Source organism: Streptomyces sp. NPDC044719 (genome assembly GCF_056433405.1).
Genome location: NZ_JBWKHE010000003.1, coordinates 797,170 through 821,352, shown reverse-complemented (window position 1 = coordinate 821,352; position 24,183 = coordinate 797,170). Strand labels below are relative to the sequence as shown.

General features: G+C 72.9%; 22 protein-coding genes and 1 tRNA gene. 9 read left to right on the top strand and 14 right to left on the bottom strand.

Annotation, left to right across the window (positions count from 1 at the left end; genetic code table 11):
• Window positions 1-231: 231 nt before the first annotated feature.
• On the bottom strand, window positions 232-1,695 hold the full coding sequence (locus tag AC07DF_RS15290; protein WP_478970744.1) for an aldehyde dehydrogenase family protein: 1,464 nt from the start codon (window positions 1,693-1,695) through the stop codon (window positions 232-234).
• A 95-nt stretch (window positions 1,696-1,790) separates the two neighbouring features.
• Complete coding sequence (locus AC07DF_RS15285) at window positions 1,791-2,615, bottom strand: helix-turn-helix domain-containing protein (RefSeq protein ID WP_189725931.1); 825 nt, start codon at window positions 2,613-2,615, stop codon at window positions 1,791-1,793.
• A 343-nt stretch (window positions 2,616-2,958) separates the two neighbouring features.
• Here AC07DF_RS15285 and AC07DF_RS15280 point away from each other — a divergent pair, with 343 nt between their 5' ends.
• Complete coding sequence (locus AC07DF_RS15280) at window positions 2,959-3,462, top strand: ATP-binding protein (RefSeq protein WP_478970742.1); 504 nt, start codon at window positions 2,959-2,961, stop codon at window positions 3,460-3,462.
• A 93-nt stretch (window positions 3,463-3,555) separates the two neighbouring features.
• On the opposite strand, the gene AC07DF_RS15275 is transcribed toward AC07DF_RS15280, so the two are convergent.
• The gene (locus AC07DF_RS15275; protein ID WP_229873094.1) at window positions 3,556-3,774 is read right to left on the bottom strand and encodes a DUF397 domain-containing protein; all 219 of its coding nucleotides are present in this window, start codon (window positions 3,772-3,774) and stop codon (window positions 3,556-3,558) included.
• 259 nt (window positions 3,775-4,033) lie between these two features.
• On the opposite strand from AC07DF_RS15275, the gene AC07DF_RS15270 reads away from it, so the two are divergent.
• A complete protein-coding gene (locus AC07DF_RS15270) occupies window positions 4,034-4,276 on the top strand; it encodes a hypothetical protein (protein WP_478970740.1) in 243 nt (80 codons plus the stop codon).
• Window positions 4,277-4,369: 93 nt separating this feature from the next.
• On the opposite strand, the gene rpsR is transcribed toward AC07DF_RS15270, so the two are convergent.
• From rpsR to rpmG, 4 genes are read right to left on the bottom strand one after another with little or no spacing between them, the layout of a single operon-like run.
• Window positions 4,370-4,606: a 30S ribosomal protein S18 gene (rpsR, locus tag AC07DF_RS15265; protein WP_478970738.1), complete on the bottom strand. Its 237-nt coding sequence runs from the start codon at window positions 4,604-4,606 to the stop codon at window positions 4,370-4,372.
• A 6-nt stretch (window positions 4,607-4,612) separates the two neighbouring features.
• A complete protein-coding gene (locus AC07DF_RS15260) occupies window positions 4,613-5,809 on the bottom strand; it encodes a CobW family GTP-binding protein (protein ID WP_478970736.1) in 1,197 nt (398 codons plus the stop codon).
• Window positions 5,810-5,813: 4 nt separating this feature from the next.
• The gene (locus AC07DF_RS15255; protein ID WP_478970734.1) at window positions 5,814-6,071 is read right to left on the bottom strand and encodes a type B 50S ribosomal protein L31; all 258 of its coding nucleotides are present in this window, start codon (window positions 6,069-6,071) and stop codon (window positions 5,814-5,816) included.
• 2 nt (window positions 6,072-6,073) lie between these two features.
• Window positions 6,074-6,238 carry a 50S ribosomal protein L33 gene (gene rpmG / locus AC07DF_RS15250; protein ID WP_193483085.1) on the bottom strand — a complete coding sequence of 55 codons (165 nt, stop codon included), beginning with the start codon at window positions 6,236-6,238 and terminating at the stop codon, window positions 6,074-6,076.
• 63 nt (window positions 6,239-6,301) lie between these two features.
• On the opposite strand from rpmG, the gene rpmB reads away from it, so the two are divergent.
• The 4 genes from rpmB (at window position 6,302) to AC07DF_RS15230 (ending at window position 8,152) form a co-directional block, all read left to right on the top strand.
• Entirely contained in the window at window positions 6,302-6,538 is a 237-nt protein-coding gene (gene rpmB, locus AC07DF_RS15245) for a 50S ribosomal protein L28 (protein WP_382491035.1), read from the top strand.
• On the top strand, window positions 6,538-6,843 hold the full coding sequence (rpsN, locus tag AC07DF_RS15240) for a 30S ribosomal protein S14 (protein WP_031115923.1): 306 nt from the start codon (window positions 6,538-6,540) through the stop codon (window positions 6,841-6,843). The genes rpmB and rpsN overlap by 1 nt, the downstream gene beginning before the upstream one ends.
• A gap of 127 nt (window positions 6,844-6,970) precedes the next feature.
• Window positions 6,971-7,492: a hypothetical protein gene (locus AC07DF_RS15235; RefSeq protein WP_478970731.1), complete on the top strand. Its 522-nt coding sequence runs from the start codon at window positions 6,971-6,973 to the stop codon at window positions 7,490-7,492.
• A 114-nt stretch (window positions 7,493-7,606) separates the two neighbouring features.
• On the top strand, window positions 7,607-8,152 hold the full coding sequence (locus tag AC07DF_RS15230) for a DUF4232 domain-containing protein (protein ID WP_478970729.1): 546 nt from the start codon (window positions 7,607-7,609) through the stop codon (window positions 8,150-8,152).
• A gap of 7 nt (window positions 8,153-8,159) precedes the next feature.
• Here the strand turns inward: AC07DF_RS15230 and AC07DF_RS15225 are convergent, their stop codons facing one another.
• Window positions 8,160-9,272: a DUF2786 domain-containing protein gene (locus AC07DF_RS15225; RefSeq protein ID WP_478970725.1), complete on the bottom strand. Its 1,113-nt coding sequence runs from the start codon at window positions 9,270-9,272 to the stop codon at window positions 8,160-8,162.
• A gap of 73 nt (window positions 9,273-9,345) precedes the next feature.
• Here AC07DF_RS15225 and AC07DF_RS15220 point away from each other — a divergent pair, with 73 nt between their 5' ends.
• Both AC07DF_RS15220 and AC07DF_RS15215 read left to right on the top strand, forming a co-directional pair.
• A complete protein-coding gene (locus AC07DF_RS15220; protein WP_478970721.1) occupies window positions 9,346-10,089 on the top strand; it encodes a Clp protease N-terminal domain-containing protein in 744 nt (247 codons plus the stop codon).
• A gap of 70 nt (window positions 10,090-10,159) precedes the next feature.
• Window positions 10,160-11,851, top strand: coding sequence for a bifunctional 3'-5' exonuclease/DNA polymerase (locus AC07DF_RS15215; RefSeq protein WP_478970719.1), 1,692 nt, complete (start codon window positions 10,160-10,162; stop codon window positions 11,849-11,851).
• Window positions 11,852-11,873: 22 nt separating this feature from the next.
• On the opposite strand, the gene AC07DF_RS15210 is transcribed toward AC07DF_RS15215, so the two are convergent.
• Window positions 11,874-14,942 carry an AfsR/SARP family transcriptional regulator gene (locus AC07DF_RS15210; protein ID WP_478970717.1) on the bottom strand — a complete coding sequence of 1,023 codons (3,069 nt, stop codon included), beginning with the start codon at window positions 14,940-14,942 and terminating at the stop codon, window positions 11,874-11,876.
• A gap of 245 nt (window positions 14,943-15,187) precedes the next feature.
• Entirely contained in the window at window positions 15,188-16,081 is an 894-nt protein-coding gene (locus AC07DF_RS15205; protein WP_478970716.1) for a glycosyltransferase family 2 protein, read from the bottom strand.
• 219 nt (window positions 16,082-16,300) lie between these two features.
• Here AC07DF_RS15205 and AC07DF_RS15200 point away from each other — a divergent pair, with 219 nt between their 5' ends.
• The gene (locus AC07DF_RS15200) at window positions 16,301-17,176 is read left to right on the top strand and encodes an AraC family transcriptional regulator (RefSeq protein WP_478970994.1); all 876 of its coding nucleotides are present in this window, start codon (window positions 16,301-16,303) and stop codon (window positions 17,174-17,176) included.
• A gap of 241 nt (window positions 17,177-17,417) precedes the next feature.
• Here the strand turns inward: AC07DF_RS15200 and AC07DF_RS15195 are convergent.
• From AC07DF_RS15195 to tmk, 4 genes are all read right to left on the bottom strand, one after another.
• Window positions 17,418-17,491 (bottom strand) — tRNA-Thr (locus AC07DF_RS15195).
• A gap of 107 nt (window positions 17,492-17,598) precedes the next feature.
• Window positions 17,599-19,239 carry an alpha/beta hydrolase gene (locus AC07DF_RS15190; RefSeq protein ID WP_478970714.1) on the bottom strand — a complete coding sequence of 547 codons (1,641 nt, stop codon included), beginning with the start codon at window positions 19,237-19,239 and terminating at the stop codon, window positions 17,599-17,601.
• A 133-nt stretch (window positions 19,240-19,372) separates the two neighbouring features.
• The gene (locus AC07DF_RS15185; protein WP_478970712.1) at window positions 19,373-20,578 is read right to left on the bottom strand and encodes a DNA polymerase III subunit delta'; all 1,206 of its coding nucleotides are present in this window, start codon (window positions 20,576-20,578) and stop codon (window positions 19,373-19,375) included.
• 146 nt (window positions 20,579-20,724) lie between these two features.
• Entirely contained in the window at window positions 20,725-24,105 is a 3,381-nt protein-coding gene (tmk, locus tag AC07DF_RS15180) for a dTMP kinase (protein ID WP_478970710.1), read from the bottom strand.
• Between the last annotated feature and the right edge of the window lie 78 nt (window positions 24,106-24,183).

Genomic DNA, 24,183 nt, shown 5'->3' with positions numbered 1-24,183 from the left:
ACAACGTACCACCCGATACTCCAATTTGAGTATCGCCTGGGACTTCCCCTCAAACCACATGGTTCAAGGGGGAGTTGCGCTGTACGACTGCTTTTGGCAGCCCCGACGGACGCGGTATGAGCATGCTGGGCCGGACCCGCCTCACGCAACGAGATCCGGACATCGGCCACCTGCCTTCGACCGCGTCTCGAGTGAGTCTCGAGACGCTCTCCCGTGACCTGCGGAGGTGCTCTAGAAGGGGAACCCGCTGCGCCCGTGCTGCACCGAGATCCACTTGGTCGTGGTGAAGGAGTCCAGCATCGTGTCGCCGTTGAGCCGGCCGATGCCCGAGTGCTTCTCACCGCCGAAGGGGACGATCGGCTCGTCGTGGACGGTGCCGTCGTTCACATGGAACATGCCCGTGTCGATCTGTTTGGCGAACGCGACGCCCCGCTCGATGTCCCCGGTGTGGACGGCGCCGCTCAGACCGTAGGGGGTGTCGTTGACGAGGCGTACGGCCTCCTCCTCACCGTCGAACGGGACGAGGAACGCGACCGGCCCGAAGACCTCCTGCTTGAGCAGCGCCGAGTCGGCGGGGAGGTCCGTCAGCACGGACGGCTCGACGAGGTTGTCCGTCCGCCCGCCGCGCACCAGGGCCGTGGCGCCCTCGGCGAGGGCCTGCTCGACCACGCCGGAGACGGCGTCCGCCTGCGAGGAGTTGATGACCGGGCCGATGACGGTCTCCGGGTCGCGCGGGTCGCCCGCCTTGAGGGTCTTCACCTTGGCGACGAACTTCTCGGTGAACTCGTCCGCGACCGACCGGTCGACCAGGACGCGGTTGGCGGCCATGCAGACCTGGCCCTGGTGGACGTACCGGCTGAAGACGGCAGCGTCCACCGCGTAGTCGATGTCGGCGTCGTCGAGGACCACCAGCGCGCTGTTGCCGCCCAGTTCGAGCACCGAGCGCTTGAACTGCCGGGCGCAGACGGTGGCCACGTGCCGACCGACGGCGTCGGAGCCGGTGAAGGAGATGACCTTGGGGACCGGGTGCTCGATGAAGGCGTCGCCTATCTCCGCGATGTCGGTGATGACGACGTTCAGCAGACCGCCGGGCAGCCCCGCGTCCTCGAAGATCTTCGCGACCAGGGAGCCGCCGACGACCGGCGTGTTCTGGTGCGGCTTCAGCACCACGGCGTTGCCGAGCGCGAGCGCCGGGGCGACGGACTTCAGCGACAGCAGGAAGGGGAAGTTGAAGGGGCTGATCACGCCCACGACGCCGACCGGCACGCGGTAGACGCGGTTCTCCTTGCCGTCCACCGGCGAGGGGATGATCCGGCCCTCGGGGCGCAGCGCCAGATGGACCGCCTCGCGCAGGAACTCCTTGGCGAGGTGCAGCTCGAAGGCGGCCTTCAGACGGGTGCCGCCGAGCTCGGCGATGATGGCCTCGGAGATCTCGGCCTCGCGCTCCTCGATCAGGCGCAGCGCCTTCTCGAAGACCGCCCGGCGGGCGTAGGGGTTGGTCGCGGCCCACTGCTTCTGGGCGCGGGCCGCCGCCCGGTACGCCTGATCGACCTCGTCGACCGTGGCTATGGTGATCGACGCCAGCTTCTCGTCGTCGTACGGGTTGAAGTCGATGATGTCCCAGGAGCCGGTACCCGGGCGCCACTCACCGTCGATGTACTGCTGTGCAAGGTCGGTGAAGTAGGACGACGACATGTGATCCCTCGATCCCTAAGCAGACCTCTGATCGCGCCTTCACGATCTGATCACACGTCATCGTACTTCTGTTTCAGATGAGTTGGAGGAGCCCTTCAGGAGAGTTGGAGGAGTCCTCGGAGAAGGTCCCGGCTCTCCGAGGGGCCCGGGCTGTCGCTCTGGAGTTCCTTGAGCGCCTTCTCGTACTGCGCGACGTCCTCGGCCTTGTCGAGGTACAGCGCGCTGGTGAGCTGCTCCAGGTAGACGACGTCCGAGAGGTCGGACTCCGGGAAGCTGAGGATCGTGAACGCGCCACTTTCGCCGGAGTGGCCGCCGAGGCTGAACGGCATGACCTGGAGCCGCACATTGGGCCGCTCGGAGATCTCGATGAGGTGCTGGAGCTGACCGCGCATCACCTCGCGGTCGCCGTACGGACGGCGCAGTGCGGCCTCGTCCAGGATGATGTGGAAGTCGGGAGCCCGCTCGTCGACGAGGTACTTCTGCCGCTCCAGGCGCAGCGCCACACGCCGTTCGACGTCGGCCTCGCTCGCGCCCTGCATGCCCCGCCGGACCACCGCGTGCGCGTACGCCTCGGTCTGCAGCAGGCCGTGCACGAACTGCACCTCGTACGCCCGGATCAGCGAGGCGGCGCCCTCCAGGCCGACGTAGGTCGGGAACCAGCTGGGCAGCACGTCCGAGTAGCTGTGCCACCAGCCCGCGACGTTGGCCTCCTTGGCCAGGGACAGCAGGGAGGCGCGCTCTTGCTCGTCCGTGATGCCGTACAGCGTGAGCAGGTCCTCGACGTCCCTGGTCTTGAAGCTCACCCGGCCCAGCTCCATCCGGCTGATCTTCGACTCGGAGGCGCGGATCGAGTAGCCCGCCGCCTCGCGCGTGATGCCCCGCGCCTCACGCAGACGCCTGAGTTGTGATCCGAGCAGCATGCGCCGCACCACCGATCCCGGCTCTCCCGCGCTCACGTTCGCCAGCCTCCCCAACGTCTTCAGGGCCCGAAGTCTGCCACTAAAACACTCCGAGCAGTACTCGTCCGGTTACGGAAACGGAATCGAATCGGAGAACGCACGCGCGCGAATGCAAGAAGGAGGCATGCGAACGGCCGGAGAAGGACGCGAAGATGACGGAAAAATTGACCAACAAGCGGTACGGGACGGCTCATTCCGGTCACGTGCACGTGCATCTGCCCTTGCATCTGCTGAACGCATCCGAAACCATGGTCCCGCACCACCGCCGCATCGCACCGACCGCGAATTCCCGGGAGTGCCTCGCATGGGGACGAATGGATCAACCATGCTCGAGCCGTTACGGCAGGGCCTTCCGCCGCTTGATCCAGCGGCCGTGTCCGACGCCGCCTCGTGCGCTCTGCCCGCCCGCTACGAAGCGGTGCGCGACGCACGGCGGTTCACCCGCTGCACCCTCGACCAGTGGGACATGGGCGACCGCTTCGACGACGTCTGTCTGGTGGTCTCGGAGCTCGTCACCAACGCCCTGCGGCACGGCCTGCCGGTCAACGCCCCGTGTGCCCCCGGCCGGGAGCCTCCGGTGCGGCTGCACCTGATGCGCTGGACCGAGCGTCTGGTGTGCGCGGTGCGCGACCCCAGTCACGACAGTCCCGTAGCCCGGGAGACCGACGACTTCTCGGCCGAGTCGGGCCGCGGGCTGTTCCTCGTCGACTCCTTCAGCGACAGCTGGGGCTGGCACCCGCTGGCGGGCGCGCTCAGCGGCAAGGTGGTCTGGGCACTGTTCCGGCTGCCGCGATCCGGCAGCGAATGAGAAACCGCGGCGCTTCCTGGCGCCGCGGTTCTACGCGCGTTACAGCGCGTGTATTTCCGATTACCCCCGGTTTGTAGGGGGTCCGTCGACTCGTCAGCCACCCACCAGGTGGTCGAACTCGCCGTCCTTCACACCCAGCAGCATCGCCTCGATCTCCGCGCGGGTGTAGACCAGCGCGGGCCCGTCGGGGAAGCGCGAGTTGCGTACGGCGACGTCCCCGCCCGGGAGCCGGGCGAACTCCACGCACGAACCCTGCGAGTTGCTGTGCCGGCTCTTCTGCCAGGCCACACCGTTCAGCCCGGCGGCCGCCATCCCGTTGTACACGTCGTGGTCCACAGGTCGCTCCCCGGTGGTGCACTGGCTTATGTGGCCATTGATGCAGTGGTCAACTGACCCGGATCATAGCCCTGTTCATGTGCGGATGCATGAGCAGATGCACGTGCACGCGGGGTGGTCCTGCGGTTACAGCTTTGACGACCGCTTTACCGATTCCCTTGCCTGTTTGACGGCGCTGCCTTCTCGCGCGTTCCCGGAGGCAGACGGGGAAGTCGGCGGGTTCGGCGGAGGTCCGGTGGAGGCGGAGCATCCACTCGGCGGCGAGGGCGGGGGGCCCGGCGGGGCCCGCGACCGAGAAGAGGGAGCTGGCGGCGCGCGGGCCGGGGACCGGCCGGGGCGGGCCCGGCGCCATGCGGAAGACGACCGCGACCTGCGGGGCCAGGGAGAAATGGGCCGCTCGCAGGACCGGGACGTCGTCCTGCGGGCCGGTGCCCGGCTCGCACCATCGGCGGAGACGCGGTGGGCCACCCGGCCCTGACGGACCGCCCGGCGTGCGCCTGTTGAAGGTCCGGAACGCAGGCATGAGGTCCCCCACGCGTCAAGCGTGGGGAACCTCACCCGGGCCGGACGCTCAGCGCCCGGCGTACGGCAGCAGCGCCATCTCGCGTGCGTTCTTGATCGCCTTGGCCAGCTGCCGCTGCTGCTGCGCCGACACCCGCGTGACCCGGCGGCTGCGGATCTTGCCGCGGTCGGAGATGAACTTCCGCAGCAGGTCGGTGTCCTTGTAGTCGATGTACGTGATCCCTGCCTGGTCCAGCGGATTGGGACGGTTCTTGGCGGGGAGCTTGCGGTCGGACTTGCGGGGCATCGGGGATCAGACCTCCAGGAGGGTGTCGAAGGCGTGCGGCAGCCGCTGCCAGGCGTCACGCCCGGCGGCGTACTCGGCGTCGGTCAGCAGGCAGGACTCCAGCAGTCGCTCCAGGCCGTCCCGGTCGAGGCCGGGCGAGGTGAAGACGAGGTGCTGGCCGCGGTCGCCGTGCTCGGGGTGCCAGTCCAGCGCGGCGGCGGCGCGGCGCACCGGCGGGACCATCTCCCAGGCCGCGTCCGGCAGGGAGGCCAGCCAGGGCCCCGCGCTCTCCACGCACAGGGCCCCGCCCGCGGCGTCCCAGTGGTACAGCGTGTCGGGCTTGTCGGCGAGCCAGAACCGGCCCCGGCTGCGGGCCGCCGCGCAGGTCAGGTCCTCCAGGGCGGCGTAGAGCCGCTCGGGGTGGAAGGGGCGGCACCGGTGCCAGACCAGGGTGGAGACGCCGTGCGCGTCGGCCTCGGCGGGCAGCAGGGCGCAGGCCGGGTGCTGGGCGGCCGCCGCGGCCTCCACGTCGAAGCCGGCCAGGGCCGCCTCGGCCAGCGGCGCCAGCGGGCGCCGGCGCGGGGCCGGCACCGTCAGGCCGTCGTCGGCCGGCGGCTCGCCCCGGCCGATCGGGACCTGGCGGGCCGTCGGGTGCAGCTGGGCGAGCAGCTCGCGGTCCTCGTCGTCGGCCTCGGGGGACTCGGCGATCGCGAGGACGGGGGCGTACTCCAGCTGGCGCGCGAAGGTGTCGGCGACCGTGCGCTGGTCGGTCGCGGCGGCGGCGAGACCGCCGTCGGCCAGGTCGTCGCCGTTGCCGAGGTACGGCAGGACCAGGGCGGGGTCGACGGCGGTGAGCACACCGGTGACGGTGAGCCCGCCGGCCGTGACGACCTCGGCCATCGCCTTGGGCTCGACGGAGTCCCACAGCTCGACGACGGCCAGCGGCGTCCGCCCGGCATCGGCGAGCCGCTCCAGCTCCGGGACCAGGTCCTCGCGCAGGGCGCAGCAGGCACAGTCGTTGACCAGCGGCGCCTCCCCCGCGTCGAGGAGGCCGGTGGCGTCCCGGACGGTCCGTACGACCGTGCCGGCCGCGGCCGTGGCTAGGTCGTGGTGGAGGGCGACGCTGCCGGGCACGTCGGCGAGCAGCCGGGCCACGGCGGCCCTGCGGGCGTCGGCGTGCAGCCCGCCGACGATCACGACGGAGAGACCGGAGGGGGCAGTCACCGGGTCAGCCCTTCTTTCCGTACCGGCGCTCGAAGCGCTCCACACGCCCCGCCGTGTCCAGGACACGGGCGGTGCCGGTGTAGAAGGGGTGGCTCGCGTCGGAGATCTCGACGTCGAAGACGGGGTAGGTGTTGCCGTCCTCCCACTCGATCATCTTCTCGCCCGCCCTGGCCGAGAGGGTCGAGCGGGTGAGGAAGGCGTAGTTCGCGGCGCGGTCGCGGAAGACGACCGGGCCGTACTCCGGGTGGAGTCCCTCGCGCATGGTCAGCGCTCCTCTCGGAAGTCGACGTGGCGGCCGGCGACCGGATCGAACTTGCGCAGGATCATGCGGTCCGGGTCGTTGCGGCGGTTCTTGCGGGTCACGTAGGTGTAGCCGGTTCCGGCGGTGGACCGGAGCTTGATGACCGGCCGGAGTTCGTTGCGTGCCATGCCGCTACACTACTGAAAATGAATTCCATTTACATCACCTGAGTCAGAGAGGTACGTCACCACATGTCCGCGCACTGCATGCTGACCGGCGCCCGGCCCGGCTTCGGCAACCGCATCTCGCACTCCCACCGGCGCACGTCCCGGCGGTTCGACCCGAACATCCAGTCCAAGCGCTACTGGCTGCCGGGCGAGGGCCGGTACGTCCGCCTCCGGCTGAGCGCCAGGGCGGTCAAGACCGTCGACACGATCGGAGTCGAGGCGGCCGTCGCCCGGATCCGCGCCCGGGGAGTGAAGGTCTGATGGCGAAGAAGAGCAAGATCGCGAAGAACGACAAGCGGCAGGAGGTCGTCGCGCGCTACGCCGCCCGGCGTGCCGAACTGAAGGAGATCATCCGGCGGCCGTCGTCGACGGAGGCGGAGCGCCTCGCCGCGCAGGCGGAGTTGCGCAGGCAGCCGCGCGACGCGAGTGCCACACGGGTCCGCAACCGCGACCAGGTGGACGGGCGCCCGCGCGGCTACTTCCGGGCGTTCGGGCTGTCCCGGGTGAGTCTGCGGGAGCAGGCGCACGCGGGGTACCTGCCGGGGGTGCGGAAGTCCTCCTGGTGACGGACGAGCCCCGGGGGACGCGCCCCCGGGGCCCCTTGACCGGCCCTGGTAGCTTGCTGCGATCGTTCCGGCAAGGGCCGGCGGGCCCGGGCCGGGTTCGCCGGCGGCTACAGCTTGGGGGCTTGCAGTGACTTCGGTGATCTTCTCGCGGCGCACGGGAGCGCGTCGGCGGTTGCGGGTCGCGGCGGCGGCCGCGGGGCTGGCCGGTGCGCTCGCCCTGTCCGCGTGCAGCAGTGACGGCGACTCCGGGGACGACTCCGCGTCCGGCCCGGCCCCGTCCCCCTCGGCGTCCGCCTCCACCGGCGGCGGATCGGGCGGCTCCGGCTCCGGTTCCGGCACGGGCTTGGAGGGCAGCTGGCTCGCGACGACCGGCGGCAAGGCCGTGGCCCTGGTGATCACCGGCAAACAGGCCGCGCTCTTCGCCACCGGCGGGAGCGTGTGCAGCGGCACCGCCGGCGAGGAGTCCGGGATGCGGATGGTCCGCCTGAAGTGCACGGACGGCAGCAAGGACCGGACGACCGGCATGGTCGACTCCGTGAACAAGACCAGCCTGAAGGTCACCTGGGAGGGCGGCCTCGGCGCGGAGACCTACACCAGGTCCGAGGGCGGCAAGCTGCCGACCGGGCTGCCCACGGCGGGCCTCGGGTAGCCGCGAGTTTCGACGCCCCTCCGGAGGGCGGCCTGCCCGGGTGCGTGATGGTCCGTCCGTCCGAGATGATCCCTCCATCGGAACGCTCACCGCCATCACGCACCAGAGGTCCCCATGCGCACCCTCCCTCCCCTCGCCCTGGCCGCCGCCCTCGCCGGGACGCTCCTGCTGACCGCCTGCGACGACGACGGGGCCGGCACCGATGACGTCAAGAACGCGGACCGGCCGGCCGCTTCGGCCTGCGCGATCGGCGACATGGGCGTGGAGGTCGGGGCCGGTGCCGCCCCGGCCGCCGGGGACACCGGCAACGTCACCGTCACCCTCACCAACCAGGGCGAGCGGTGCACGCTGAAGGGCTTCCCCGCCGTCGACCTCGTGGCCGCGGACAGCACAACCTCCGTCCCCGCGGACAAGGCGGCCCAGGCGGCGAAGGCCGAGTCGCTCACACTGGCCAAGGCCGCCACCGCCTCCTTCACGATCACCTACGTCCGGGGCGAGGAGAGCGGCCCCCGGAGTCTGCCCGTACAGAAGGCGTCCTTCCGCCTGCCCGGCGCGGGCGCCACGCACGACGTGAAGTGGTCCTACGGCCCGGTCGCCCTGAAGGGCGGGGCGGGCGAGCCCGACGCCTCGGTGAGCGCCTTCCAGGCGGCCGGCGACTGACGGCGGGTCAGCGCAGCGGCGGCCGGTGCCCGACCTGGGCCCGGTCCGCCGCCTGCGCGCCCTCCGTCCAGCCCGCCGCGTCGCGCACACCGCGCAGGCGGGTCGTGGTCGTCTCCGGGAACATGCGGTCCAGCCGCCCGGTGACCGCGACGTCGCGGGTGGCGAGGACCGGGAGCAGGTCGTCGGTCACCTGGGCTTCCGCCACTTCCGCCAGGCGGGTGCCGATGCGGTGGGCGTAGGCCGCGAGGAAGGATTGCCGGAACGTCTTGGTGCGCTTGCGGCCCCCGGCGCGCTGGGCGGCCTCCGCCTTCGTCATCGCGGTCGTGGCCTGCACGAGGAGCGAGGTGTAGAGGAGTTCGACCGCCTCCAGGTCCGTTTCGAAGCCGACGACGGTGGAGAAGCGCAGGGGTTCGTTCCACACCGCGCGGCAGTGGTTGGCGGAGGCGACGGCGTCCAGCAGCACCGCCTTGGCCTGCTCGTACGGCGGTTCCACACCGATCCGGCAGGCGCCGGGGGTGTCGGGCGAGGGGGCCCGCGCCGCGAGCAGCGCCTCGTCGACGCTGTGCCGGGCCATCAGCTCCTGCGCCTTGGCGCTGAGCGCCTCCGCCTCCTCCGGGAACCCGGTGGCCTCCGCCTTGGCGAGCAGGGCGCGGATGCGGGTGAGCATGCGGGACTCGGCCCTGGCCCCACCGGTCGCCTCCCCCGGCGCCTCGTCGAGGGCCTCGAGGGCGGGCAGCCGCAGCAGCAGGCGGTACAGCTCCAGCACGGCCGTGGCGTGCGAGAAGCGGTCGGTGCGGGGCGGGGCCTCGGCGGGGAGTTCCGCGAGCTGCGCGCTCCAGCGGCTGCCGCGGGGGCGGTCGCCGGGTGCCTGGGCTCGGATCAGCGCGGCCACGAGGAGCACGTGGACGTCCTCCAGCTCGCTCCGGACGATCCGTACGACGTCGGCCGGCTGCCAGCCGCGCCGCCAGGACGCCGCCACGAACTCCTCCCCGCGCCGGGCGAGTTCGGCATCCGCCGCCGGGTCGGAGGCGAGCAGGGACGCGCCTGTGTCGAGGGCCGTCTCGCCGGTCGCGTACAGGGCTGCTTCGAACGCGCGGTCGACGGTGGGGGACGTACTCACGGGCCGATGGTGCCACGCGCCGAACTGTCAACTCACGGTTGACACCCTTGGGTACGCAACCTACGGTTGACACATGACGACGAACCCCAACATCACGTCATCCGTGCGCCTCGACGACCTGATCGCGGCGATCAAGAAGGTTCACCAGGAACCCCTCGAGCAGCTCCAGGACGCGGTGATCGCCGCCGATCACCTCGGCGAGGTGGCCGACCATCTGATCGGCCACTTCGTGGACCAGGCCCGGCGTTCGGGTGCCTCCTGGACGGACATCGGCAAGAGCATGGGGGTCACCCGGCAGGCCGCGCAGAAGCGCTTCGTGCCGAAGGAGTCGGCCGACCTCGACCCGAGCCAGGGCTTCAACCGCTACACGCCCCGCGCCCGCAACACGGTGATGGCCTCGCACAACGCCGCCAAGGCCGCGCACAACGCCGAGGGCCTGCCCGAGCACCTCGTCCTCGGTCTGCTGGCCGAGCCCGACGGCCTCGCCGCGAAGGCGATCGTCGTCCAGGGCGTCACCCTCGACGCGGTACGCGAGGCGGCGACGGCGGCGCTCCCGCCCGCCGTCGAGGAGGCCCCGGAGCTCGTGCCGTACGGCCAGGCCGCCAAGAAGGTCCTGGAGCTCACCTTCCGCGAGGCCCTGCGCCTCGGCCACAACTACATCGGCACCGAGCACATCCTGCTGGCCCTGCTGGAGCACGAGAACGGCGAGGGCGTCCTCAGCGGCCTCGGCATCGGCAAGGAGCGGACCGAGCAGTACGTCGTGACCGTGCTGGAGAAGATCATGCAGGCGCAGCAGGAGACGCCGGACGAGGCCTGACGAGGGCCGACAGCGCCTGCCGAGGCGGCGATCGGGGGGCGTTGTCAGACCCCCCTGGCAGACTCGCCGCATGGCCGACCGGTGGGCGCTCGCTCCGGCCGAGGACGGTGGCGTGGACGTCGCCTCCCTCGGTCCGGACGGGCTGCCCGCCGGGCCGGTGCGACGGGAGACGGACCCCGCCGAGGCCGTGCGGAGCCGTCCCGGCGTCACACGGTGGGTGTGGCGGTCCACCGCCGAGGTCTACCCGCGTCTGCTCGCCACGGGGGTGCGAGTCGAGCGGTGCTACGACATCGAGGCCGCCGAGACGCTCCTCCTCGGCCACGAGGGGCGGTACGGGGAACCGCGCTCGGCCGCGGCCGCCCTGGCCCGGCTGCGCGGCGGCCCCGTACCGCCCGATCCGCCCCAGCGGTCCGCCGAACCGGGCTCGCAGTCCTCCCTGTTCGAGCCACAGGGCGTCCCTCTCCCCCTGCCGGACCTCCTCGCGGTCTACGCCGAGCAGCAGCGCCGGCACGAGAGCGCCGAGCACCCCGGCCGCATGCGGCTGCTCACGGCCGCCGAGTCGGCGGGCATGCTGGTGGCCGCCGAGATGAACCGCGCCGGGCTGCCCTGGCGCGCCGACACGCACCGCGCGGTGCTGCACGACCTGCTGGGCGAGCGGTACGCGGGCGGCGGCGAGCCACGCCGCCTGGCCGAACTGGCCGACGAGGTGTCCACGGCCTTCGGGCGCCGGGTGCGGCCCGACCTGCCGGCCGACGTGGTCAAGGCCTTCGCCCAGGCCGGGATCAAGATTTCCTCGACCCGCCGCTGGGAGATCGAGTCGATCGACCACCCGGCCGTGAAGCCCCTGATCGAGTACAAGAAGCTGTACCGCGTCTGGGTCGCCCACGGCTGGTCCTGGCTCCAGGACTGGGTCCGCGACGGGCGGTTCAGACCCGAGTTCCTCGCGGGCGGGACGGTCACCGGGCGCTGGGTGACCAACGGCGGGGGCGGGCTCCAGATCCCCAAGGTGATCCGGCGGGCCGTGATCGCCGACCCCGGCTGGCGGCTCGTCGTCGCCGACGCCGACCAGATGGAGCCGCGCGTCCTCGCGGCGATCTCCCGCGACCCCGGGCTGATGGAGGTGGCCGGCCGGGAGACCGACCTGTACCAGTCCGTCTCCGACCGCGCCTTCTCCGGAGACCGCGCCCAGGCCAAACTCGCCGTGCTCGGCGCGGTCTACGGCCAGACCTCCGGCGACGGCCTGAAGAACCTCGCCGCGCTCAGACGCCGCTTCCCCAGGGCGGTGGCGTACGTCGACGACGCGGCCCGCGCCGGCGAGGAGGGCCGGCTCGTGCGGACCTGGCTGGGCCGGACCTGCCCGCCCGCGGCCCGGGCGACGGAGGACGGGACGGAGGAGGCCGGTATCCCCGTCGCCGACGACGACCACCCCGACGCCGCCGCGCCCTGGGTGCCCGGCTACGCCTCCACCAACGCCCGTGCCCGCGGCCGCTTCGCCCGCAACTTCGTCGTCCAGGGCAGCGCCGCCGACTGGGCCCTGCTCCTGCTCGCCGCGCTGCGCAGGACCTGCGCGGACATGGCGGCGGAGCTGGTGTTCTTCCAGCACGACGAGGTGATCGTGCACTGCCCCGAGGAGGAGACGGAGGCGATCGTGACGGCGATCCACGAGGCGGCGGCCCTGGCCGGCCGACTGACCTTCGGCCAGACCCCGGTGCGGTTTCCGTTCACCACGGCGGTGGTGGAGTGCTATGCGGATGCCAAGTGAGGGGCGGGCACCGGCCTGTTGATCAGTCGGCCGTGGCCAGCAGCTCGCGGAGTTCCGTGACCACCGTCCGCTCGTCCGTTCCGTCCAGCGCCGCGAGTGCCGAGCGCCACTCCTCGAGGGCCGCCTCGGGCCGCCCCCGCTCCCGCAGGAGCAGCCCGTGCTGGTGGCGGGCGAGACCGCCGGTGTAGCGGTCGGCGCGGGCATCGGCCCGGTCCAGCAACTCCGCGCACTCGCGGGCGGCCCGCCCGGTGCGGCCCAGCAGCCGCAGGGCACGGACCAGCCCGAGCCGGGTCTGGGACTCGCCGTGCCAGTCGCCCTGGCCGCCGAGGATGCGCAGGCTCTCCTCGAAGTGCGGAAGGGCCGCGGCCGGTTCGCCGAGCCGCAGATGGGCGTAGCCGATGTTGCAGTGCGCGGAGTGCCGCAGGATGACGGCACCGATGTCCTCCCCGATGGCGAGCGAACGCCGGTGGTGCTCGATGGCGGCCCGCGCGTCGGTGTGCTCGTAGAGGTTGCCGAGGTGGCTGCGGGTCACGGCCTCGCCGTACGGGTCGTCCAGCTGCCGTGCGTGCTCCAGGCTCAGCAGCAGCGCCTCGCCGGCCTCGGCGTGCCGGCCGAGCCCGTCGAGCAGCAGGCCGCGGTTGTTGAGGCAGCGACGGATCCAGGAGAGGTGGTCCAGCCGCCGCCAGAGCACCAGCGCCCGGTCGTTGAGGGCGAGCGCCTCGTTCTGCCGGCCGGTCAGGAAGTGCAGTCCGGCGAGGTCGACCAGCGCGCACGCCTCCGCCGCCCGGTCACCGAGCCGCCGCGCCACACCGAGGCCGGCCCGCCCGAGCACCTCCATCTCCGCGACCCGCCCCCTGCGGTGCGCGTAGGGAAAGATCAGCCGGACGACGTCGGAGACCAGGCCCGCCCGCCGCCGGCACGGGTCGTCCGCATGCCGCCCGACCAGGGTGACGAGGTTCGCCAACTCCCGGTCTCCCCAGGCGAAGGCCTCCTCGGGGCCGCTGAAGGGGGCGACGGCGTCGGCGGGTGCGGGCCCGTGCCCGTCCGGCCGGCCCGCGGTGGGCCGGCGGCGGTCGTCCTGGTCGGGCCCGGGCTCGACGATCGCGGTGAGAACGCGCTCGGCGACGGCGGCGTACCACCGCAGGGCCGTCTCGACGGCGTCGCCACCGAGCCCGTCACCGGCCGTCTCACCCGGCACCTCCCCGGCCCGTTCACGCGCGAAGTCGCGCACCAGGTCGTGCGGCTCGTACCGGCCGTACGCCGTCTCCTCCAGCAGGGCGACGTCCACGAGCCGGTCGAGGGCGGCCTCGGCACGCCGTTCGCCCGTGCCGGTGAGGCGGGCGAGCAGCGGGACGCCGTAGGTGGGCAGGTCGAGCGCGCCGATGCGGCGCAGGGCGAGGGCCGCGTCCCGGTCGGCCTCGCGTTCGGAGGCGGCGAGCGCGTCGTGCGCGACGGCCAGGGACCGGCGGACGCTCAGGTCGTCGTACTCCAGGTGGTGCAACCGCTCACCCACGGCGGCCAGTTGCCCGGCGAGAACGTCCGGGGTGAGGGCCCGCCGGGCGGCGAGCCGAGCGGCGACGACGCGCAGGGCCAGCGGGAGTCTGCCGGTGAGTTCGACGAGGCGACGAGCGGCGTCACCCTCCTCGCCCTCCAGTCCCTCGCGGCCCGAGGCCGCGTGCAGGAGTTCGGCGCTCTCCTCGTCCGACAGCGGACCGAGCGGGAAGCGTGCCGCTCCGTCCAGGGCGGTGAGCGGCGAACGGCTGGTGACGATCACTGCGCACCCGGAGCCGCCCGGCAGCAACGGCCGCACCTGCGCGGCACTCGCGGCGTCGTCCAGCACCAGGAGCGTGCGCGTCGGCGCGAGCAGCGAGCGCAGCAACGCGGAGGCCAGGCCAGGCGGTTCGGGGATCCGGCATGGCTCGACGCCGAGGTCACGCAGCAGGGCGGTGAGGGCCTGGGAAGGGGTGAGGGGGGTCATGCCCTGGGTGGCGCCGTGCAGGTTGAGGTAGAGCTGCCCATCAGGGAATCGTTCGGCCAGAGGATGCGCGACATGCAGCGCGAGTGCGCTCTTGCCGACGCCGGCCATGCCGCTGATGACGGCGGTGGGACATGGGCCGGGCGTCGTGAGAGTGCGGCGCAGGCAGTCGCGTACGCCAGTGCGCCCGGTGAAGTGAGCGGGCGGCGGAGGCAACTGGGCCGGCGTCGGCGATGGGGCGACGGTACGCTCCAAGACCCGCGCTGACACCGGTGGACCGCATGGATCGTCGGCACGACCGCCCCCCGTACCGCCTCGCAGCACCTCCACGTGCGCCTGCCGCACCCCCGGCCCCGGCTCGATGCCGAGCCGGTCGACGAGGCGGGTGCGCAGCTCGTGATGGACGGCCAGGGCCTCGGCCTGGCGGCCGGTGCGGTGCAGGGCGAGCATGAGCTGCCGGTGGTAGGCCTCACGTAGCGGATACTCGGCGGTCAACGCCGTCAGCTCCGGCACGAGCCCGTCGAGCCGCGGGCCGCCCAGCTCCAGCTCGGCGTCGTAGCGCCACTCCAGGAGCAGCAGCCGTGCCTCGTGCAGCCGCTGCGCGAAGGCGTAGCCGCCCACCTCGGACGGCAGCCCGGCGAGCGGTGCGCCCCGCCACAGCGCGAGCCCGGCCGTACCCGCGCGGACGACCCGCTCCCAGTCCCGGCCGGCGTGCGCGGCACGCGCCGCGGCGACCCGGGCGTCGAACAGGTGGACGTCCAGCTCGCCCTCGTCGACGCGCAGCACATACCCGGACGGTACGGTCCGCAGCCGCTCGGGATCGTCGAGCAACCGCCGCAACCGGGCTATGTGGTTGTGCAGCGAGGCCTGGGCGGAAGCGGGCGGCGCCCCGTTCCACAGCGCGTCCTTGAGCGACTCGGCGGAGACGACCCGCCCGGCGTCGAGCAGCAGAGCGGCGAGCAGCACCCGGACCTTGGGGCTCGCGATACCCCGCGCCTCGCTCCGGCCGCCGCCGCTGACGTCGTGGTAGAGCACCGGCGGCCCGAGCAGCCCGAACCGCGGCTCGCACCGCTCGCCGGGGCCTTCGTCACCGCCGGTGCAGGGAGATGCCCCCATCGCTCCCCCGCCTTCCCCTGTCACCGCCCTTGACGAATCTCCGCCACCCTGGTCAACCGTTGGCCATATGTTAGCGATCCGTTGGCACAACCTGATGTGATCACTCCGTCGGATCTGGCCCGGCGGTGCGCGCGTCTCGGCGCGCCACTCGGGGGAGTGTCGCCGCCGCGGCCGGTTCCGGGTCCCGGTCGGCGGAGGTGAACGGCCGGGGCCCACTCAAACCTCAGGCCGCTCCGGCTCGGCTGTCAGATGACGGGCGGCCGCCCCAGCCGCGTGAGCCGCCACACCGTACGCCAGCGCATGGGCCGCCGCTCCCCCGCCGGCTCCCGTACGCCTTCCAGGAATCCGCCGAACCACGCGCGCAACCCGGCACCGGACCGGTTCCGCGCCAGCGTGAGCAGCACCCACACCCCCAGATGGACGGGGACGAGCGCGGCCGGCAGCCGGCGGCGGGCCAGCCAGACCCGGTTGCGGGCGTTCACGCGGTAGTAGATGGCGTGCCGGGCGGGCGAGGTCTTCGGGTGCTGGAGCAGCAGTTCGGGCGCGTAGAGGATGTGCCAGTCCGCGTCGGCCGCGCGCCAGGCCAGGTCGGTCTCCTCGTGGGCGAAGAAGAACTCGGCGGGCCAGTCGCCGATCTCGTCGAGCATCGCCATCCGCAGCGCGTGCCCGCCACCGAGGAACCCGGTGACGTAACCGCCCCGCAGGGGGTCCGAGCCGCCGATCCGGGGCACGTGCCGCTGCTGCGTCTCGCCGAGTTCGTCGGCGATGCGGAACCCTACGATGCCGAGCCGTTCGTCGGCGGCGTACAGATCGCGCACGCGGCGCAGCACATCGGCGTCCACGAGCAGTCCGTCGTCGTCCAGATCGATGACGACGTCGACATCACCGAACTCCCGCAGCCGCGCGAGGGCCGCGTTCCGCCCACCGGGGCACCCGAGGTTCTCGTCGAGTTCGACAGGGGTGACCTCACCGGGCAGCGACAGCCGCCGGGCGAACTCGGGCAGCGGGCAGCCGTTGCCGACGATCACGATCCGCTCGGGCGCCACGTCCTGCTTGGCCACGGACCGGAGCAGCGCGTCGACCTCCTCGGGCCGATTGCCCATCGTCACCACGGCGACGGCGATCCTGGGCGCCCCCATGTCCTCACCTCATCACGGTCGGCAACTGACGGGTCGACGGGCGATGCTAGCCGTTCACGGTAAGGCCCCCTTAAATACGCCTGCCGGACGACGGTCCGCCTGACTCGTTCGGCCGAACCGGCACCCGACCCGATCGGGCACAGGATGTCGGGTCCGGCAGGGGGCGCGCTGCCTAGCGTGGTGGACACCGAAGAGGCACGAAACAGGAAGGAACCGGGCGTGCTGGAGCGGCTCAACCAGGCCATGGAACACATCGAGCGCCACCTCGACGACTCCGTCGACGCCGTGGAGCTGGCGCGGATCGCGGCCACCTCCGAGTACCACCTGCGCCGCATGTTCTCCGCACTCGCAGGCATGCCCCTGTCGGAGTACATCCGGCGCCGGAGGCTCACCGTCGCGGGCGCCGAGGTGCTCACGGGCGGCGAGACGCTGCTGGAGATCGCGGTGCGCTACGGCTACGGCTCCGGCGAGGCGTTCGCTCGGGCGTTCCGCACGATGCACGGCGTGGGACCGGGCGAGGCCCGGCGCACCGGCGCCGTGCTCGTCTCCCAGCCCCGGCTGACCTTCCGCCTCACCGTCGAAGGGAGCAGCAGCATGAACTACCGAGTGGTGGACCGTCCGGCCTTCACCGTCACCGGCTTCAAGACCCGGATCCCCCTGGTCCACTCAGGCCCCAACGAGTCGATCATCGACTTCGTCCGCGGCCTCGACAAGCCGGCCCTGGAACACCTGAAGAAGCTCTCCGACCAGGACCCCCAGGGCATCGTCGCGGTCTGCGACGACCTGGACCCGAGCCGGGCCGAGGGGACGCAACTCGACTACTACCACGGCGTGATCACCTCAGCGCGGACCTCGCCGCCCGAGGGCGTCACCACCCTGCCCGTCGCACCCGGTACCTGGGCGGTCTTCACCACCTCCGGCCCGGCTCCCCAGGCCATCCAGGACCTCTGGCGAGACGTCTTCACCGAGTGGTTCCCGTCCAACCCGTACCGCAGCCGCCCCGGCCCGGAGATCCTCCGAACCGAACTCTCGGCAGACGGCACCCACGCGGACGCCGAGCTGTGGCTGCCGGTGGAGCGGGAAACCGCCCGCTGACATCGGGACCCCAGGTTCCGCTCCGGCATTCCGAGGAGGGAATTCTGATACGCCGTGACGCCAACATGACGTGCCGTTGTCCCAGACCGCCTCGTAGGCGATCTCCACGGGAGCCCCGCCCCGGACGAGGGGACGGGAGCGAGACCGCAGACACCCGCGCGGCCCGCGCCCGGCGTCGCCGTCGCGTGCGCTGAACGACAAAACCCCAGGTCGGAGTCCATCCGACCTGGGGTTTCAGGTGAGCCGCCTTCGGGATTCGAACCCGAGACCTACGCATTACGAGTGCGTTGCTCTGGCCATCTGAGCTAAGGCGGCGCGCTGTCCGCACTATGGTGCGATCAGCAACGACGGTAAGTCTACACAGTTTCGAAGGGTGCTCCGTACCGGCCCCGGAGGCGGGCCCTCCGGGGCCGGGCCGGCGGCTATGAGCAGCGCTTTCCGTCCTGGGGCGGGGTGCCGCGGAGGAGGTAGGCGTTGATCGTGCGGTCGATGCAGGCGCTGCCGCGGCCGTAGGCCGTGTGGCCGTCCCCCGCGTAGGTGAGGAGGCGGGCCGAGGTGAGCTGGCCGGCCAGGGCCTTCGCCCAGCGGTAGGGGGTCGCGGGGTCGCGGGTGGTGCCGACCACCACGATGGGGGCCGCGCCCTTCGCCTCGATGCGGCGCGGCTCGCCCGTGGCGTGCACCGGCCAGTACGCGCAGTTCAGCGAGGCCCAGGCGAGGCCCTCGCCGAAGACGGGGGACGCCTTTCTGAAGTCCGGCAGCGCGCTGCGCACCTGGTCGGGGGTGTCGAATGCGGGCGGCAGGTCCAGGCAGTTCACCGCCGCGTTGGCGAACATCAGGTTGCTGTAGGCGCCGTCGGCGTCACGCTCGTAGTAGCCGTCGGACAGGACGAGGAGCCCGGCGCCGTCGTCCTTCTTCATCGCGGCGGTCAGTGCCTCACGCAGCTGCGGCCACGCCCCCTCGTCGTACATGGCCGCGATCACACCGGTCGTGGCGAGCGACTCGGTGAGGCGGCGGCCGTCGGGGTCGCCGGTGGGGATGGGCTGCTTGTCCAGTTCCCCGAAGAACGCCTTCAGGTTCCTGCCCACCCGCTCGGGCGAGGTGCCCGCGCCGCCCAGCGGGCAGTCGGCCTGGCGTACGCAGTCCCGCGCGAACGACCGGAACGCCGTGTCGAAGCCCGCCGTCTGTTCCAGGTTCAGCCGCCGCGCGCTCAGCGACGGGTCCATCGCGCCGTCCAGCACCAGCCGGCCCGCCCGGTCCGGGAAGAGCCCGGCGTATGTCGCGCCGAGGAACGTCCCGTAGGACGCGCCGACGTAGTTCAGCTTCTTGTCGCCGAGCGCCGCCCGCACGATGTCCATGTCCCGGGCCGCCTCCACGGTGGACACATGGCGCAGCAGCCTGGGCGCGTCCGCGCCGCAGCCCTCGGCGAACGTCCGGTACGCCGCGACCAGCCCGTCGCCCTCCTTCGCGTCGTCGGGCGTGATGTCCGTCTGCGTGTACGTGTCCATGTCCGGCCCGTCCAGGCACTCGACGGGCTCGCTGCGGGCCACGCCGCGCGGGTCGACCGCCACCATGTCGTAGCGGGCCCGGATTTCGGCCGGATAGCCGATGCCGGCGTACGACTCCATGTAGCCGATCGCCGAGCCGCCCGGCCCGCCGGGGTTCACGAGCAGCGAGCCCAGCCGCTCGCCCGTGGCCTTCTTGCGGGCGACGGCGAGCCGGACGTCACCGGCGGACGGCCTGGCGTAGTCGAGCGGTGCCTTGATGGTGGCGCACTGGAAGCCGGGGACGCCGCAACCGCGCCAGGCCGGCTTCTGCGCGTAGTACGGCGCGAGCGCCGCGGAGACGGACTTCGGCAGCGCGGCCAGCGCCGCCGGCTCCGGCGCCGCCGAGGCCGCGGACGTCGTCGGGCTCCCCGAGGAGCAGGCGGAGACCAGCAGCGCGGCCGTGGCGAGGAGGCCGACCGCGGTCCTGACTCCGCCACGGGCCCTGCGGTGGGCGCCGACGGAGCCCGCGCGACGGGAAGCCGGGGTGGAGGCGGAGCGGGAGGTGCGCCTTGTGTACATCCAGCGAGCGTAACTCTGCGCGATGGAATGAGTGCCGTGCGTGCGTGTCGTGCCTCGTACGAGTTACGCCGAGCCTCGTACGAGTTACAACGTCAACCCCAGGCCCCCCGCGCCTCCCGGCCTCACCCGGGCGTCAGCCCGCTCTGAGCGCCATCGTCATCGCCTCCACCGCGAGCAGCGGCGCCACATTGCGGTCGAGCGCGTCACGGCAGCCGGCGATCGCCTCGATGCGGCGGAGCGTGGACTCCGGGGAACTGCCGCGGGCCAGGCGCTCCAGGGCGTCCTCGGCGTCCGCGTTGGCGATGGCCACCCGGGAGCCGAGCTGGAGGGCGAGGACATCGCGGTAGAACGACGTGAGGTCGGTCAGGGCGAGGTCGAGGCTGTCGCGCTGCGTGCGCGTTCTGCGGCGCTTCTGCTTGTCCTCCAGGTCCTTGATCACGCCGGCCGTGCCACGCGGCATCCGGCCGCCCTGGGCCGCGCCGAGAGCGGCCTTCAGCTCCTCGGTCTCCTTGGCGTCCATCTCCTCGGCGAGCTGCTTGGCGTCCTGGGCGGCCGCGTCGACCAGCTCCTGGGCGGCCTTGAGCGCGCCGCCGACCTCCTCCACGCGCAGCGGCATCCTCAGCACGGCGGCACGGCGTTCGCGCGCGGCCGGGTCGGTGGCCAGCCGGCGGGCCCGGTCGACATGGCCCTGGGTCGCGCGGGCCGCCGCGGCGGCCGCGGCCGGCTCGATGCCCTCGCGTCGTACGAGCATGTCGGCGACGGCGTCGACCGACGGCGTGCTCAGGTTCAGATGGCGGCAGCGGGAGCGGATGGTCGGCAGGACGTCCTCGATGGAGGGGGCGCACAGCAGCCAGACCGTGCGGGGGGCCGGCTCCTCCACGGCCTTGAGGACGGCGTTGGCCGACTTCTCGTTCAGCCGCTCGGCGTCCTCGACGAGGATGATCTGCCAGCGGCCGTTCGCCGGCGAGGTGAACGACTTGCGGACGGTGTCGCGCATGTCGTCGGCGAGGATCTGTGCGCCGACGGCGGCCACGGTGGTGACGTCGGCGTGCGTGCCCACCAGTGCCGTGTGACATCCGTCGCAGAAGCCGCAGCCCGGGGAGCCGCCGAGGGCCCGGTCGGGGCTGACGCACTGCAGCGCCGCCGCGAAGGCCCGCGCCGCCTGGTTCCGCCCGGCTCCGGGCGGGCCCGTGAACAGCCACGCGTGGGTCATCTTCGACGCCTCGGGCGGAGGGGCGTCGGCCGCGGCCGCGGTGACCAGGGCGTCGGCGTCCCTGGCGGCAGCGTCCAGCTGCGCGCTCACCCTCTGCTGCCCGACGAGGTCGTCCCACACGGTCATGGGTCACGCCGCCCTTCCGTCACGTCCGCGTCCGCGGACCGTACTGCCCTGCGAGATCCATTGTGGGGGCGACCACTGACAACCGGCCCCGGCCCTCTGCGGGCCGGGGCCGGTGATCTTCCCGACATCGCCTGCCGGGCAGGGCCTCAGCGGCCCCGGCCCCTGCCCCGGCGCCCCCGGCCCTCGTCCGGCTCGTCCTCGTGCGGTCCGAGCAGCTCGTCCGCCAGTGAGGGCAGGTCGTCCAGCGGCGTCTCCTCGGCCCAGTCGGACCGGCGGCGGCGCGGCTCGCCCTCGGCGTCGACCTGGGGCAGCTCGCGCGTACGGTCCTCGGTCCCGTCGGGGCGGGCGGCCGGGGAGTCGTCCCGGAAGTACCCGGGCGGAACCCGGTCCGCGGGTTCGTCCCCGCGCACGGGCGGCAGTACGGCCGTCTCCTCGGCGTCCCCCGGCCGGACCGGAGGCAGCACGGCCGTCTCGTCCGCCGCACCGGAGGGCACCTGGGGCAGCACCTCGGTCTCGTCCCAGGCCCGGGGCGAAACCGGCGGGAGCACCTCCGTCTCCTCGCCCGCTCCCGGCGGAACGGACGGCTTCGGCAGCTCGGCCGTCACCTCGGCGTCGGCTCCCCCGGAGCTCCGGCCGCGGCCGGAGGTCTTGCCGCCGGGCCGCTCACCGGCCTTGTTGCCGACGTCGTCGCCCGCCTCGTCGTCCCGCACCCGGCGCAGCACGGTCGTCTCGTCCACGGAACCGGATCCGGAGCCGGAGCCAGACCCGGAGCCGGAACCTGAACCGTCCGGGGCGTTCTCCGGTGTCACCTCCGGCGTCGGCACGGTAGCCGCGTCCTGAGCGCCCGTCGCCCGGGACGGGCGCTGTGGAGCGGAACCCTGGCCAGCACCCTGGGGAGAGCGCTTCGGTCCCGCCTCCGCTGCCGCTGCCGCCGCCTCCGCCAGGCGTCGCGCCTCCTCGGCCCGCAGCAGCGCGGCCTCGGCCTTGCGCTGCTTCTCCAGACGGAGCGCCTCGGCCTCGGCACGCAGCCTGGCCTCTTCCTCGGCCTGCTTGCGGCGCCGTTCCTCCTCGGCCTTGCGGCGGGCCTCTTCCTCGGCCCGGGCCTTCTCCTCCGCGAGGAGCCGCGCCCTCTCCTCCTCGGCCTTCTTCTGCGCTTCCTCGGCCCGTCGCCGGGCCTCCTCCGCCTGCCGTTCGGCCTCGCGCCGCTGCGCCTCCTCCAGCTCGCGCCGCTTGCGCTCCTCCTCCTCGGCGCGCAGCTTGGCCAGCTGCTCCTGGCGCTCACGCTCCAGGCGCTCCTCCTCGGCCTTGCGGGCGGCCTCTTCCTCGGCCTTGCGGCGGGCCTCCTCCTCGGCCTTCTTCCGCGCCTCTTCCTGGGCCTTGATCTCGGCCTCGGACAGCGGCAGCACCTGGTCGAGCCGGTGCCGGATGACGGTCGTGACGGCCTCGGGCTCCTGGCCTGCGTCCACCACCAGGTACCGCCCGGCATCGGCCGCGGCCAGGGTGAGGAAGCCGGACCGCACGCGCGCGTGGAACTCGGCGGGCTCCGACTCCAGCCGGTCGGGCGCCTCGGTGAACCGCTCACGCGCGGTCTCCGGCGCGACGTCCAGCAGGACGGTCAGATGCGGCACGAGCCCGTTCGTCGCCCAGCGGTTGATCCGGGCGATCTCGGTCGGCGACAGATCGCGGCCCGCGCCCTGGTAGGCCACGGACGAGTCGATGTACCGGTCGGAGATGACGACCGCGCCGCGCTCCAGGGCGGGCCGTACGACGGTGTCGATGTGCTCGGCCCGGTCGGCCGCGTACAGCAGTGCCTCCGCGCGGTGCGACAGGCCCTCGCTGGACACGTCCAGCAGGATCGACCGCAGCCGCTTGCCCACCGGCGTCGCCCCCGGCTCGCGCGTCAGCACGACCTCGTGGCCCTTGCCGCGGATCCACTCGGCGAGCGCCTCCGCCTGCGTGGACTTGCCGGCCCCGTCGCCGCCCTCCAGGGCGATGAAGAAACCGGTGCTCGCGGGCGCCTGATCCGGGTCGTCGCCGCGGAGCAGCGCGTCCCGCAGGTCCTGGCGCAGCGGCACTCCGGAGCGGTCGTCGACCTTGGCCAGGACCAGCGCGGCCACCGGCAGCAGCAGGGCGCCGGCCAGCATCAGCGTGAAGGCCGCGCCGCCGTGCGCGAAGACGAACTTGCCGCCCTCCAGCCGGTGCGGCCCGATCGCCGCCGCCACCAGCGGGGCGATCACCGCGCCGAGCGCCACGCAGACCCGGACGACCGCGTGCAGGTGCTCGGTCGTACGGGACCGCCGGTACTCCTCGGTCTCCTGGTCGAGCAGCGTGTGCCCGATGTTGGCGGCCATGCCCGCGCCGACACCGGCCAGGGCGAGGATCAGCAGCACGGTGGTGACGTCCGGGACCAGCCCGGCGGCCAGCAGCGCGACACCGGTGAAGGCGATCACCAGCGCGAGCAGCCGGCGGCGCGACAGGGCGGGCAGCAGGGCGGGCGCCGTACGGATGCCGACGACGACACCGCCGGTGAGCACGCCCACGAACAGGCCGTAGAGCACCGGGCCGCCGCCCAGGTCCTTGGCGTGCAGCACGACCACGGCGACGGAGGCGGACACAGCGGCGGCGACGGCCGCGCAGGCCAGCACCAGCAGCGGCATCGCACCGGTGCGGCCCTTGTCGGCGCCGGTCGCGGTCTTCGGGCGGCGCAGCCCCTCGAGCGGCGAACGCGCGCGCGGGGTGCGTGTGGCGGGCAGTTCGAGGAAGGTCAGCACGGAGAGGGACGCGGCGAACAGCCCGGCCGCCACGTACGAGGCGAGGGCCGCCTGGTGCTGGCCGAACCAGTCGATGCCGACGCCCAGCAGGTTGTTGAAGAGGGCCGCGACGACGAGTACGACGGCCGCGAGCGGGATCGCGATGAAACCGGTGCGCAGCGAGAGCCGGCGCAGGGCGTCCAGGTGGTCGGGCAGCGGCCGGACCGTCGCACCTTCCGGCGGCGGTGCGGGCAGCAGCGCGGGGGCCGCGCTCTCGCGGCACACCGTCCAGAAACGCTCGGCGACTCCGGTCACGAAGGCCGTGACGAGGAGCATGGCCAGGGCGTCGTCGGGCATCCAGTCGATCCACAGCGGCGCGATGATGAGCAGCGCGGCGCGCAGCCCGTCCGCGCCGACCATGGTCCAGCGGCGGTCGAGCGGGCCGTCCTGGGAGGTGAGCGCCGTGAGCGGACCGAGGAGCACGGCGCCGAAGAGGAGCGTCGCGAGGATGCGCACCCCGAAAACGGTCGCCACTGCGAACGCCACGCCTCGATAGCCGCCCCCGAACGCGCCCTCGGCGACAGCCGCCTGGAGCGTGAGCAGGACCAGCACGAGAAGGGCCAGGGTGTCGGCCACGCCGCCCACGAGCTGTGCGCTCCACAACCGCTTCAACTGCGGACGGCGCAGCAGGGCGCGGACGGCGCGCTCGCGGGAGTCCGCGACCAGGGCATCGTCGGGGGCCGGCGGAGAGGCCGTGGGGTGCTCGGCTCGCGTCATGCATTCAGCCTATCGGGAGCCACCGACACCCTGGAGGGCCCGTCCTGGCATGCGCACGCCCCGACACCGAAGTGTTGC